This is a genomic window from Kosakonia sp. AG348 (assembly GCF_003337365.1).
GTDB lineage: Bacteria > Pseudomonadota > Gammaproteobacteria > Enterobacterales > Enterobacteriaceae > Kosakonia.
This window is the reverse complement of record NZ_QPJR01000002.1, coordinates 46,122-59,352: the sequence shown is the minus strand read 5'-3', so window position 1 is coordinate 59,352 and position 13,231 is coordinate 46,122. Positions and strand designations below refer to the sequence as shown.

Genomic DNA, 13,231 nt, shown 5'->3' with positions numbered 1-13,231 from the left:
GGGCTGACAGTTGTCAGCCCTTTTTATATGCGTGGATTATAGCGGGTCGACTTTCAGGCAGGAGACCGCATGACGGAAGCTGCCCTCCAGCACCGGACGTGTCTGCGCGCACTCAGGCCCGGCAATCGGGCAGCGAGTACGGAACACGCAGCCCGACGGCGGGTTGATTGGTGATGGCAAATCCCCTTCCAGCAACTGTATCGTCTTGTTCTTTTCCCGATCCGGATCCGGAACCGGCACCGCCGACATCAGCGCTTTGGTATATGGATGCAGCGGGTTCTGATACACCTCGTCATAAGTGCCAAGCTCTACAGCATGGCCGAGATACATCACCAGCACACGATCGGAGATATGCTTAACTACCGCCAGGTCGTGAGCGATAAAGATTAGCGACAGCCCCATTTCACGTTGCAGTTGCTGCAGCAGGTTAACAACCTGCGCCTGGATTGAAACATCCAGCGCGGAAACCGGCTCATCACAAATGATCAGTTTCGGTTCGAGGATCAGCGCGCGGGCAATACCGATACGCTGACACTGGCCGCCGGAGAACTCATGCGGATAGCGGTTAATCAGGTTCGGCAGCAGCCCCACTTTCATCATCATCGTTTTAACGCGATCGCGCACTTCCTGGCGCGACATTTTCGGATGATAGGTGCGCAGCGGTTCGGCGATGATTTCACCGATAGTCATACGTGGGTTCAGTGATGCCAGCGGATCCTGGAATATCATCTGGATATCGCTGCGCACGTCGCGCCACTCTTCCTGCTTCATGCCCAGCAGATCTTTACCCAGCCAGGCCACTTTTCCGTCGGTGGCTTTCACCAGGCCAATAATGGCACGGGCGAAAGTCGACTTGCCGCAACCGGATTCGCCCACTACGCCAAGGGTTTCCCCTTCGTACAGACGCAGCGTAACGCCATCAACCGCTTTCAGGGTTTTCGGCGGTTGCCAGAACCACTGCTTGCCATCTTTGATGTCGAAATGCACCTTTAAATCGGCGATTTCCAGCAGCACTTTTCTCTCATCAATCGCGGTATTCATACCAGTTCCTCTACCGATTTAAAGCAGGCGCGCAAACGGCCCGGGGCAAACTCCTCCAGCGGTGGAGCACTGTTACAGATTTCCATCGCGTGCGGGCAGCGCGGCTGGAACGGGCAGCCTTTCGGCAGACGCAGCAGGTTCGGCGGGTTGCCAGGAATGGTCAACAAGGCTTCGCCTTCCGTGTCGAGGCGCGGTACGGCATTGAGCAGGCCGATAGAGTACGGATGGGATGGCTGATAGAACACATCGCGCGCTTTGCCATACTCCATGGTACGGCCAGCGTACATCACCAGCACTTTGTCACAGATACCAGCAACAACGCCCAGGTCATGGGTGATCATAATGATTGCGGTGTTGAATTCGCGTTTCAGCTCGTTCAGCAGGGTCATGATCTGCGCCTGTACGGTCACGTCCAGCGCGGTGGTCGGTTCATCGGCGATCAACAGTTTTGGCCGGCATAACAACGCCATTGCGATCATGACACGCTGGCGCATACCGCCGGAAAACTCATGCGGATACATGCGCATGCGTTTACGTGCTTCCGGCATTTTCACCGCGTCGAGCATTTTAACGGACTCTTCAAATGCTTCCGCTTTGTTCATGCCTTTGTGCAACATCAGGACTTCCATCAACTGCTCACCCACGCGCATATACGGGTTCAGCGAGGTCATTGGGTCCTGGAAAATCATCGAGATCTGCTCGGCGCGCAGTTTGTTCAGCGCCTGCTCCGGCAGGTTAAGGATCTCTTTGCCGTTGAACGTCGCCGAGCCGCCAATGCGCCCGTTCGCCGCCAGCAACCCCATCAGAGCAAACGCCGTCTGGGATTTACCGGAACCCGATTCACCCACGATACCCAGTGTTTCACCGGCACGCAGCGAGAAGTTCAGGTCATTCACCGCCGTGACGTCGCCATCCGGGGTCTGGAAGGTCACTCGCAGATCTTTCACGTCCAGCAGGAGATTGGATTGCTGCTGCGTCGCCGACGCGAATGAGGTTTCAGTTATGCTCATAACAGCACTCCTTAACGGTCTTTCGGATCGAGGGCATCACGCAGGCCATCGCCGATAAAGTTAAAACAGAACAAAGTGATAACCAGGAAACCTGCCGGGAACAGCAGCAACCACGGCGACACTTCCATCGAGTTCGCACCATCGCTTAACAGCGCGCCCCAGCTGCTTAGCGGCTCCTGGGTACCCAGACCGAGGAAGCTCAGGAAGGATTCGAACAGGATCATGCTTGGCACCAGCAGTGAGGCATACACCACCACCACGCCCAGTACGTTTGGCACAATGTGGCGCACAACAATATTAGCGGTAGAAACCCCGCCGACCTGCGCCGCTTCGATAAACTCTTTCCGTTTCAGGCTCAGGGTCTGACCACGCACAATACGCGCCATATCGAGCCAGGAAACCATGCCGATAGCAACAAAGATGAGCAGAATGTTTTGCCCAAAGAACGTCACCAGCAGGATCACAAAGAACATAAACGGGAAGGAGTTGAGGATCTCCAGCAAACGCATCATCACCGAGTCCGTTTTGCCGCCCAGGTAGCCGGAAAGTGAACCGTACAGCGTTCCCAGGATAACGGCCACCAGCGCCGCAGCGATACCCACCATCAGCGAGATACGTCCGCCGATTGCCACACGCACCAGCAGGTCGCGCCCCGAAGAGTCAGTACCAAAATAGTGACCGGACTCCATATCCGGCTTGCTGGACATCATGCCCCAGTCGGTATCGAAATAACTAAACTGCGACAGCATCGGTGCTAATGTCACAAACAGGGCTATCAGCAGCAATACGATCAGGCTTGCTACCGCAGCACGGTTATGCATAAAGCGACGGCGTGCGTCCTGCCACAGGCTTCGTCCTTCGACTTCCAGTTTCTCACTGAAGTTTTCCAGCGCCTCGCTGTTTTTCTTACTTAACATCATGGCGAACTCCAGTATTAATAACGAATCTTCGGATCGATAACGGCATACAGCACATCAACAATCGCGTTAAACAGAATGGTCAGCGTGCCAACCAGAATGGTCAGGCTCAGCACCAGCGAATAGTCACGGTTCAGCGCGCCGTTAACGAACAGCTGGCCGATACCCGGCAGACCATAAATGGTCTCGATAACCATGGAACCGGTAATGATGCCGACAAACGCCGGGCCCATATAGGAGAGCACTGGCAGCAGCGCGGGTTTGAGCGCGTGGCGGAAAATGATCCGGCGCATCGGCAACCCTTTGGCACGCGCAGTGCGAATAAAGTTTGAGTGCAAAACTTCAATCATCGAACCGCGAGTGATACGTGCAATGCTGGCAATATAAGCCAGAGACAACGCCACCATCGGCAGGATCATGAATTTCAGTGCCCCGCCATTCCAGCCGCCCGCGGGCAGCCACTTCAGCACGATGGCGAAGATCATCACCAATAACGGCGCGACAACGAAGCTCGGGATAACGACCCCGGTCATTGCCAGCCCCATCACCGTATAGTCCCATCGGGTATTCTGGTTAAGCGCGGCTACGACACCGGCCGTAACGCCAAAGACAATCGCCAGAATAAATGCCGCCGCACCTAATTTTGCGGAAACCGGGAAGCTTGCCGCTACCAGGTCATTCACAGTGTAGTCTTTGTATTTGAATGACGGCCCGAAATCGAAATGCGCCAGCTGTTTCAGATAACTGAAATATTGCGTGGTGATCGGGTCGTTTAAATGATATTTCGCTTCAATATTCGCCATGACCTCTGGCGCCAGCGCACGTTCACCGGTGAATGGACTTCCCGGCGCGAGACGCATCATAAAGAACGAGATGGTAATAAGAATGAAAAGTGTTGGGATCGCTTCAAGACAGCGACGTAGGATAAATTTCAACATTGCCCGTACCTTCTGGCCTGTGCCTTTTACACATTCTCTTTCAGGCGGTTAAGCCTGCGACCGATGTGTGTTCTGGTGCGATAAAATAAGACACTGTGGGGCAGGTCGCCCTACCCCACTCATTGCCATTAATGCTTGATAATATACAAGTTTTTAACGTAGATATTATCCATCGGGTCTTTACCGGTGTAGCCACCAACCCAGGTTTTCACCAGACGGGCGTTCACGTAGTAGTAAACCGGAACGATCGCCGAGTCTTTATCCAGTTGCTGTTCAGCTTTGGAATAAAGTTCGCTGCGCTGTGCTTCGTCAGTGACTTTCAGCGTGTCGCCGATCAGCTTGTCAAACGCCGGGCTCTTATAGTGCGCGGTGTTGTTGGAGCTGTCAGAAAGCATGGTATTCAGGAAGGAGGTCGGTTCGTTGTAGTCCGCACACCAGCCCGCACGTGCAACATCAAAAGTGCCCTGATGACGCGTGTCGAGGAAAGTTTTCCACTCCTGGTTTTCCAGCTTAACGTCTACGCCAAGGTTTTTCTTCCAGATGGAAGCCACAGCGATCGCCAGTTTTTTATGCAGATCGGAGGTGTTATACAGCAGGCTGAACGACAGCGGTTTGTCTGCGGTGTAGCCAGCTTCGGCCAGCAGTTTTTTCGCTTCCGCGTTACGCTGTTCCTGGGTCATTTTGAACCAGGCCGGTTCAGTCAATTTTGCGCCATCGGTGTACGGCGGCGTGTAGCTGTATGCCGGCAGATCGCCCTGGTTTTTCACTTTGTTGACGATGATGTCGCGATCCAGCGCCAGTTTCAGCGCGGTACGAACGCGAACGTCAGTGAACGGGGCTTTCTGGTTGTTGATTTCGTAGTAATAAGTACACAGGTACGGGTCGACGTGTACTTCTTTAGGAATCTCTTTTTTCAGCTTCTGGAACAGTTCGATCGGCATGTTGTTATAAGTCATGTCGATTTCGCCGCTGCGGTAGCGGTTAACGTCTGTCACTTCAGAAGAGATTGGCAGGTACGTTACCTGGTTAATAACGGTTTTCGCGTTATCCCAGTAGTTGGTGTTGCGCTCAAGAACGATACGTTCGTTGACCACCCAATCTTTCAGTTTGTAAGCACCGTTGGTCACGATGTTAGCCGGCTGGGTCCATTTTTCGCCGAATTTTTCAATGGTGGCTTTAGGCACAGCGGAAACAGATGGGTGAACCAGCAGTTTATAGAAATAAGGAACCGGCTCGCTCAGGGTGACTTCAAAGGTGTAATCATCAATTGCTTTTACGCCAAGATCGCTGGTCGGTTTTTTGCCAGCGATAACATCGTCGATATTGGCGATGTGGCCGTACTGCAGATAGCTCGCATACGGAGAAGCGGTTTTCGGATCCGCCAGACGCTGCCAGCTATAAACAAAATCATGCGCCGTTACAGGCGTACCGTCGGACCATTTCGCGTTTTTACGCAGATGGAAGGTCCAGACTTTAAAATCTTTATTATCCCACGACTCTGCGACACCGGCAGTCGGGTGACCCTGAACATCGGAGATCAGCAGACCTTCAAACAGGTCGCGGTTGATGTTGGATTCAGGAACCCCTTCGATTTTATGCGGATCGAGAGATTGCACTTCAGAACCGTTGTTACGAACCAGCGTTTGCTTCTCCGCCAGTTGTACTCCTGCCGGTACATCGGCAGCCATTGCCGCGTTACCGGTAATTAGTGCAGCCAAAATCCCCGCAGCTACCAGACTTTTCTTTGTGATGATGGACATTGTGTTGTTACTCCACTCATTATAATTACTGACGTTCACGCCAGCGTGTTTCATCCCCTGTTGGGGGCCTGTATAGCGCAGGAGCTTTTTGGCGCTATCAGACATCTTTTTTACTGCTGCTATCACCGACTTTTTTTATTACGGACTGCTCAAACGGCAATCTTGCGTCGATTCTGTTACGCGTCTCCCCTGTCGAGACGCGCGGTATTCATTATGACGAGCGTTTCATATGAAAACGATTCTCATCTGAGCTGTTTATTCTGCAAATTATAAGGTCGAGAAACATAATGGGCGGAAAATAACAAATGCCCTCTGCTGCCGCCAATACATTTTGCAAATTTGTTAACCATTTCTCTTTTACGACACAGCATCAAGCGCAAGGCGATAGCTTTTCAGCCTCCCTGTTAAATTTTTATCTATTATTATCAATGAGATAAATGAACATCACCACCATGTGATGTTTTTCGACTGACGCTGCGCTTTTTTGCACAAAAAAGCAACAATTGACTACTTTTTAGCACATTCATCTGCGAGAAGATTGAAAGTACTAATATCATTTCAATTATGTCACGGCAAGCCCAATAGTATTATGTGACAGAAATAACAGGTGCGATTGCGCGAATTCCGCACAGCAGAGATTCGTTATACTTATAATTCGCTGATTGACAACAGATTTTCTGATTAGTGTAATTTATTATACTTTCCGCCGTTTTGCGCTTTCGTCATATGTTTTGCTGATTTTGCGCGTTCCTTGACAGCCATTTTGCAACGTAAAACGGTCATCGCTATATAGAAGAAAGCATAACGACAACCTTTTTATTTCCTTATTAAAGGAAGAAGTGAATCAGTTCAGCAAACCAGGAAATAGCGATCTCGCCCCCGCGACAATAAACTCAATACCCAGCGCCATAAGTAACAATCCCATAATACGCGTAATGACGTTGATTCCCGTTTGCCCAAGCAAACGCACCAGCCAGGGCGCGATACGAAATAGCCCCCAGGAGCTGAGCGCAAACAGCGCGATCGCAACGGTAAAACCGATCAGATGCTCAACGGTGTGGTAGCGTGTTCCCCAGACAATGGTGGAACTGATCGCCCCCGGCCCCGCCATCAGAGGCAAAGCTAACGGTACAACGCCAATACTTTCGCGGATGGCTGTCTCTGACTTTTCTTGTTTATTCTGCTTATCTTCACCCAGTTTCCCGCTGATCATCGACATGGCAATAGTCACCACCAAAATGCCCCCGGCAATGCGGAACGAATCGATCGAAATACCAAACAGCTGCAATATGGCATCGCCAAGAAACAGAGACGTCCAGAGAATAATGGCCACGGACAGATTGGCGGTGAGATTCGTTTTATTGCGTGCGGCGGTCATCTGGTAGCTGGTCATGCTAATAAAGACCGGAATAATGCCGACCGGATTGACCAACGCAAACAGGCCAATAAAAAATTTAAAATAGAGGGGAAGATCGAACACGATGTGCTCCACAGTAGGTTTCGTAACATTGTCAGATAAATAACCTATCGGCACGACAGGAAAATCCATGCAGAAGATACGCGTTTTCGCTGCGTAGTTCATCATGATTTCCGTGGAAATTCGCAGCAATACAGCATGTTATTCAGTTGTGGGAATTGTGATAATCTTAGAGCGCGCCTGGCCATATGCCATTAACATTTGCTACAAACGCCCAAAAATGGGCTGCTGAAAGGTGTCAGCTTCGCTGAAATTTGATGTAGATCACGCAACGCTTACTCAGAAGTGGGTAATCTTGATGACACGAAAAGAGCTCAAAAGTGTCAGTAAGTGCGTAGTATCCTCGAGGCTCTTTCAGTAAATCAGTGGTGGATGGTTTAGCGTTAACTCTTTGTTTTTATGAAATTTACGCAACCTGCAGCCGGTCTGTCTATACTATCCAATTAGGCAGCTGGTTTACTAAAAGAGTTTAAACATTATCAGGAGAGCATTATGGCTGTTACTAATGTCGCTGAACTTAACGCACTCGTTGAACGCGTGAAGAAAGCCCAGCGTGAATATGCCAACTTTACTCAAGAGCAAGTAGATAAAATCTTCCGTGCTGCCGCTCTGGCCGCCGCAGATGCTCGTATCCCGCTGGCAAAAATGGCGGTTGCCGAATCCGGCATGGGTATTGTTGAAGACAAAGTGATTAAAAACCACTTCGCTTCCGAATATATTTACAACGCGTATAAAGACGAGAAAACCTGCGGCGTTCTGTCAGAAGATGATACCTTCGGCACCATTACCATTGCAGAACCAATCGGCATTATCTGTGGTATCGTTCCGACCACTAACCCAACCTCTACCGCTATCTTTAAATCACTGATTAGCCTGAAGACCCGTAACGCCATCATTTTCTCCCCGCATCCGCGCGCTAAAGATGCCACCAACAAAGCAGCTGATATCGTACTGCAAGCAGCCATTGCCGCTGGCGCCCCGAAAGATTTGATCGGCTGGATTGACCAACCGTCTGTCGAACTGTCTAACGCATTAATGCACCACCCGGATATCAACCTGATCCTCGCCACTGGCGGCCCAGGCATGGTAAAAGCGGCGTACAGCTCCGGTAAACCAGCGATCGGTGTAGGTGCAGGTAACACCCCGGTTGTGATTGATGAAACTGCTGATATTAAACGCGCAGTGGCATCCGTACTGATGTCTAAAACCTTCGATAACGGCGTTATCTGTGCTTCTGAACAGTCCGTAGTTGTAGTTGATTCTGTCTACGATGCGGTTCGTGAGCGTTTCGCCAGCCACGGCGGTTACCTGCTTCAGGGCAAAGAGTTGAAAGCCGTTCAGGACATCATCCTGAAAAATGGCGCGCTCAACGCCGCTATTGTTGGTCAGCCTGCTTATAAAATCGCTGAACTGGCCGGTTTCACCGTTCCAACAACCACTAAGATCCTGATTGGTGAAGTGAAAGTTGTCGATGAGAGCGAACCGTTCGCCCACGAAAAATTGTCCCCGACGCTTGCCATGTACCGCGCGAAAGATTTCGAAGACGCGGTCGAAAAAGCAGAGAAACTTGTCGCCATGGGCGGTATCGGTCATACCTCTTGCCTGTATACCGACCAGGATAACCAGCCAGATCGCGTTGCTCACTTCGGCCAGAAGATGAAAACCGCGCGTATCCTGATTAACACCCCGGCTTCTCAGGGTGGTATCGGTGACCTGTATAACTTTAAACTCGCGCCTTCCCTGACTCTGGGTTGTGGTTCCTGGGGTGGTAACTCCATCTCTGAAAACGTTGGTCCGAAACACCTGATCAACAAGAAAACCGTTGCTAAGCGAGCTGAAAACATGTTGTGGCACAAACTTCCGAAATCTATCTACTTCCGCCGTGGCTCTCTGCCAATCGCGCTGGATGAAGTGATTACTGATGGTCACAAACGCGCGCTTATCGTGACTGACCGTTTCCTGTTCAACAATGGTTATGCAGATCAGATTACTTCTGTACTGAAAGCGGCCGGCGTTGAAACCGAAGTGTTCTTTGAAGTTGAAGCAGACCCAACACTGACCATCGTACGTAAAGGCGCTGAGCTGGCGAACTCCTTTAAACCAGACGTGATTATCGCGCTGGGTGGCGGTTCCCCGATGGACGCCGCGAAAATTATGTGGGTGATGTACGAACATCCGGAAACCCATTTTGAAGAACTGGCGCTGCGCTTTATGGATATCCGTAAACGTATCTACAAGTTCCCGAAAATGGGCGTGAAAGCGAAAATGATCGCTATCACCACCACTTCCGGTACCGGTTCTGAAGTTACGCCGTTTGCGGTAGTAACCGATGATGCCACCGGTCAGAAATATCCACTGGCAGACTATGCTCTGACGCCGGATATGGCGATTGTTGACGCCAACCTGGTGATGGATATGCCGAAATCCCTGTGCGCCTTCGGTGGCCTGGATGCGGTCACTCACGCACTGGAAGCTTACGTATCCGTACTGGCTTCGGAGTTCTCTGACGGCCAGGCGCTGCAAGCGCTGAAATTGCTGAAAGAGAACCTGCCAGCGTCTTACAACGAAGGTTCAAAAAACCCGGTTGCTCGTGAACGCGTTCACAGTGCCGCTACCATTGCCGGTATCGCCTTTGCCAACGCCTTCCTTGGTGTGTGCCACTCCATGGCGCACAAACTGGGTTCGCAGTTCCACATTCCGCACGGTCTGGCTAACGCCCTGCTTATCTGTAACGTTATTCGCTATAACGCGAACGACAACCCGACTAAGCAGACCGCGTTCAGCCAGTATGACCGCCCGCAGGCACGCCGCCGTTATGCAGAAATCGCTGACCATTTAGGTCTGACTTCTGCCGGTGACCGTACTGCAGCGAAAATCGAAAAACTGCTGGCATGGCTGGAAAGCATCAAAGCTGAACTGGGTATTCCGAAATCTATCCGTGAAGCTGGTGTACAGGAAGCTGACTTCCTGGCTAACGTGGATAAGCTGTCTGAAGATGCGTTTGATGACCAGTGTACTGGTGCGAACCCGCGCTACCCGCTGATCTCCGAACTGAAACAGATCCTGCTGGATACTTTCTACGGTCGTGAATACAAAGAAGGTGAAGTGGCGGTAGTAAAAGCTGAAGCTGCTCCAGTTAAAGCAGACAAAAAAGCGAAGAAACCCGCTTAATTGTTAACGCTAATAAAAAACCCGCTTCGGCGGGTTTTTTTATTGCGAAAGAGAGGAAACAAAAACTAACCTCTGAAGCGTTGCTGAATCGTCGTTAAAGAGCCCTCTTGCAGCGCTTCTTTGTAGTGTTTGCGGCACACGGACACATAGCGTTCATTGCCGCCAATGACCACCTGTTCTCCTTCGTTATAAGGGCGCCCTTCTTGATCAAGGCGCAGCACCATACTGGCTTTACGCCCGCAGAAACAGACAGTTTTCAGCTCAACCAGTTTATCTGACCAGGCCAGCAAATATTGGCTGCCTACAAATAACTCACCGCGAAAATCCGTACGCAAACCGTAACAGAGCACCGGAATATCCAGTTGATCGACAACTTCCGATAACGCATGAACCTGTTCACGCGTTAAAAACTGGCACTCGTCGACCAGAACACAGTGCACAGCTTGTTGTTGATGCTCTGCGTTGATTTCGTCAAACAACGAGGAGTTGTGATTAAACAACCGCGCGGGTGAAGATAAACCGATACGAGAGCTAACCTTGCCTGCTCCGAAACGATCGTCAATTTCGGCGGTGTAAACCACCGTGCGCATCCCTCTTTCTTGATAATTGTAAGAGGATTGTAGTAACGCTGTTGATTTCCCCGCATTCATTGCTGAATAGTAGAAATAAAGCTGTGCCATTGCGTGCAAAACCCCAATCAAAGTGTGATATTCCCGGCGAGGAGTGTACCATATTTTATCTGCTCCTCCTGTGGTCGCTCCGCGATTGAAGTAAATCCATCCTCAATAGCAGACTCATAGATATTCCAATAGTTAATCCTTTGAGTTGTTACTGCCAAAGAAACAGCAATAAGAAATTCATGATCTTACAAATTTTTTTAATCGGAACATTCTCACCCAGGCATACGGAAATTATTAATAATTTAAGGAAGAAGCACTTTCAACGCTGGAATACTTAAGGTCGATATTTATCCATAATGGCTATAAACACCGATCAGATTAATCAGAAGTTCATGCATAAACACGCCGTAAACGGCGCTGCCAGTACATCGGTATAAGTGGTTTTTTGTGCGTTTCTTCAAGAAAAATTTAAGTTAGCGATATTTATAAATCGACTTAATAAAGCGGCATTTTGAATTCCTTACATTCACAGCTATTGCACTGACGAAATTAACGCTCTATTATTAGCCCGACAAACCACCCCAATATAAGTTTGAGATTACTACAATGAGCGAAGCACTTAAAATTCTGAACAACATCCGTACTCTTCGTGCGCAAGCAAGAGAATGCACTCTGGAAACGCTCGAAGAGATGCTGGAGAAATTAGAAGTTGTGGTTAATGAGCGCCGCGAGGAAGAAAGCGCTGCCGCAGCTGAAGTTGAAGAACGTACGCGTAAATTACAACAATATCGTGAAATGCTGATCGCTGACGGTATTGATCCGAACGAATTGCTGAACAGCATGGTTACCGCTAAGACTGGTACTAAAGCAAAACGTGCAGCACGCCCGGCTAAATATAGCTATGTTGATGAAAATGGCGAGACTAAAACCTGGACAGGTCAGGGTCGTACTCCAGCAGTAATCAAAAAAGCAATGGACGAACAAGGCAAACAACTCGACGATTTCCTGATCGAAGAGTAATCAAGCCAGATTTCAAAAGGATCCCGCCAACTGGCGGGATTTTTTTGATAAAGCACACATTCTCTTCACAAATATAGTGTATGGCATCTGGAATATAGGTTTCTCAAATGCGTGCTGCTCAAATCCTGGTCAATTCATTTATTGTTTTGTGCGGTATCTTCTGCACCGCTTTGACATAACCTTTTCATTAGGAACATTCACAAATAAAAAAGGCCGGAGATAAGCGGTGCGATGCACTATTATCTCCGGCCTTATTCAGACTACTAAAGAAAGCGTATTATGCTTTCCCGGCGCCGACAGTTTCTTCGAGCCAGGCTTTAAATTCCTCGCCCAGCGAATTGTGACGAATACCGTACTCTACAAATGCGCGCATATAGCCAAGTTTATTACCGCAGTCATGGCTTTTGCCTTTCATATGATAGGCTTCTACGGTTTCTTTCTCGATTAGCATGTCGATAGCATCGGTAAGCTGGATCTCATCACCTGCTCCCGGAGGTGTTTTCGCCAGCAGCGGCCAAATTTCTGCGCTCAGAACATAGCGACCCACAACGGCAAGATTAGAAGGTGCGACATTAGCTTTCGGTTTTTCAACCACGCCCACCATTGGAACGCTATCACCCGGGTTCAGCGTTGCGCCTTTGCAATCCACTACGCCGTAAGCAGTAACATCATCCACAGGCTCAACCATGATCTGGCTGGCACCGGTTTCATCAAAACGTTTAATCATCTCAGCCAGGTTATCCTGGGAGAGATCGGATTCGTATTCATCCAGAATAACGTCCGGCAGAATAACCGCTACGGGCTCGTTACCTACTACCGGGTGCGCGCACAATACGGCATGTCCCAGACCTTTCGCCAGCCCCTGACGCACCTGCATAATGGTTACGTGCGGCGGGCAAATAGACTGAACTTCTTCCAGCAACTGACGTTTTACGCGTTTTTCCAACATTGCTTCGAGTTCGAAGCTGGTATCGAAGTGGTTTTCGATAGAGTTTTTAGATGAATGTGTTACCAGAACGATTTCAGTAATGCCGGCAGCGATACACTCATTTACGACATACTGAATTAATGGCTTATCAACCAGCGGTAACATTTCTTTAGGAATTGCCTTAGTCGCTGGTAACATCCTGGTTCCCAATCCCGCAACCGGGATTACTGCTTTAGTCACTTTCGAATTTATTGCAGCCATTGAAAATCTCCTGGACTGTCCATGCTTGAACATGTTCATGAATTAACTCGCGTCTGAGTATATCAGTACCAACCCATTGACCAGGTCT

The 13,231-nt window shown here is 49.7% G+C and carries 10 protein-coding genes; 2 read left to right on the top strand and 8 right to left on the bottom strand.

Annotated features, from left to right (window positions below; all coding sequences use genetic code 11):
- Positions 1-36 precede the first annotated feature (36 nt).
- The 6 genes from oppF to DFO56_RS04100 all read right to left on the bottom strand — a co-directional run bounded on the left by oppF (position 37) and on the right by DFO56_RS04100 (position 7,149).
- Complete coding sequence (oppF, locus tag DFO56_RS04125) at positions 37-1,041, bottom strand: murein tripeptide/oligopeptide ABC transporter ATP binding protein OppF (protein ID WP_016495843.1); 1,005 nt, start codon at positions 1,039-1,041, stop codon at positions 37-39.
- On the bottom strand, positions 1,038-2,051 hold the full coding sequence (locus DFO56_RS04120) for an ABC transporter ATP-binding protein (RefSeq protein ID WP_045513483.1): 1,014 nt from the start codon (positions 2,049-2,051) through the stop codon (positions 1,038-1,040). The genes oppF and DFO56_RS04120 overlap by 4 nt, the downstream gene beginning before the upstream one ends.
- Before the next feature lie 11 nt (positions 2,052-2,062).
- Positions 2,063-2,971 carry an oligopeptide ABC transporter permease OppC gene (oppC, locus tag DFO56_RS04115; RefSeq protein WP_016495841.1) on the bottom strand — a complete coding sequence of 303 codons (909 nt, stop codon included), beginning with the start codon at positions 2,969-2,971 and terminating at the stop codon, positions 2,063-2,065.
- A 14-nt stretch (positions 2,972-2,985) separates the two neighbouring features.
- On the bottom strand, positions 2,986-3,906 hold the full coding sequence (oppB, locus tag DFO56_RS04110; protein ID WP_016495840.1) for an oligopeptide ABC transporter permease OppB: 921 nt from the start codon (positions 3,904-3,906) through the stop codon (positions 2,986-2,988).
- Between the two features lie 128 nt (positions 3,907-4,034).
- A complete protein-coding gene (gene oppA / locus DFO56_RS04105) occupies positions 4,035-5,666 on the bottom strand; it encodes an oligopeptide ABC transporter substrate-binding protein OppA (RefSeq protein WP_045513534.1) in 1,632 nt (543 codons plus the stop codon).
- A gap of 844 nt (positions 5,667-6,510) precedes the next feature.
- Positions 6,511-7,149 (bottom strand): YchE family NAAT transporter, encoded by a 639-nt coding sequence (locus tag DFO56_RS04100; RefSeq protein ID WP_370447798.1) that lies wholly within the window; start codon positions 7,147-7,149, stop codon positions 6,511-6,513.
- Between the two features lie 486 nt (positions 7,150-7,635).
- Here DFO56_RS04100 and adhE point away from each other — a divergent pair, with 486 nt between their 5' ends.
- On the top strand, positions 7,636-10,314 hold the full coding sequence (adhE, locus tag DFO56_RS04095) for a bifunctional acetaldehyde-CoA/alcohol dehydrogenase (RefSeq protein ID WP_016495837.1): 2,679 nt from the start codon (positions 7,636-7,638) through the stop codon (positions 10,312-10,314).
- Positions 10,315-10,379: 65 nt separating this feature from the next.
- Here the strand turns inward: adhE and tdk are convergent, their stop codons facing one another.
- Positions 10,380-10,994 (bottom strand): thymidine kinase, encoded by a 615-nt coding sequence (gene tdk / locus DFO56_RS04090; RefSeq protein WP_045513485.1) that lies wholly within the window; start codon positions 10,992-10,994, stop codon positions 10,380-10,382.
- Between the two features lie 546 nt (positions 10,995-11,540).
- Between tdk and hns the strand changes: the two genes are divergently transcribed.
- The gene (gene hns, locus DFO56_RS04085) at positions 11,541-11,954 is read left to right on the top strand and encodes a histone-like nucleoid-structuring protein H-NS (RefSeq protein WP_017457162.1); all 414 of its coding nucleotides are present in this window, start codon (positions 11,541-11,543) and stop codon (positions 11,952-11,954) included.
- Positions 11,955-12,231: 277 nt separating this feature from the next.
- Here the strand turns inward: hns and galU are convergent, their stop codons facing one another.
- Positions 12,232-13,143, bottom strand: a complete 912-nt coding sequence (gene galU, locus DFO56_RS04080; RefSeq protein ID WP_017457161.1) for a UTP--glucose-1-phosphate uridylyltransferase GalU — start codon at positions 13,141-13,143, stop codon at positions 12,232-12,234.
- Positions 13,144-13,231: the final 88 nt, after the last annotated feature.

Excerpts from the sequence above, each read along its gene's own strand:
- galU (WP_017457161.1), bottom strand. The coding sequence starts at position 13,143 with ATGGCTGCAATAAATTCGAAAGTGACTAAAGCAGTAATCCCGGTTGCG.
- oppB (WP_016495840.1), bottom strand. The coding sequence starts at position 3,906 with ATGTTGAAATTTATCCTACGTCGCTGTCTTGAAGCGATCCCAACACTT.
- tdk (WP_045513485.1), bottom strand. The coding sequence starts at position 10,994 with ATGGCACAGCTTTATTTCTACTATTCAGCAATGAATGCGGGGAAATCA.
- oppC (WP_016495841.1), bottom strand. The coding sequence starts at position 2,971 with ATGATGTTAAGTAAGAAAAACAGCGAGGCGCTGGAAAACTTCAGTGAG.
- oppF (WP_016495843.1), bottom strand. The coding sequence starts at position 1,041 with ATGAATACCGCGATTGATGAGAGAAAAGTGCTGCTGGAAATCGCCGAT.
- oppA (WP_045513534.1), bottom strand. The coding sequence starts at position 5,666 with ATGTCCATCATCACAAAGAAAAGTCTGGTAGCTGCGGGGATTTTGGCT.
- adhE (WP_016495837.1), top strand. The coding sequence starts at position 7,636 with ATGGCTGTTACTAATGTCGCTGAACTTAACGCACTCGTTGAACGCGTG.
- hns (WP_017457162.1), top strand. The coding sequence starts at position 11,541 with ATGAGCGAAGCACTTAAAATTCTGAACAACATCCGTACTCTTCGTGCG.
- DFO56_RS04120 (WP_045513483.1), bottom strand. The coding sequence starts at position 2,051 with ATGAGCATAACTGAAACCTCATTCGCGTCGGCGACGCAGCAGCAATCC.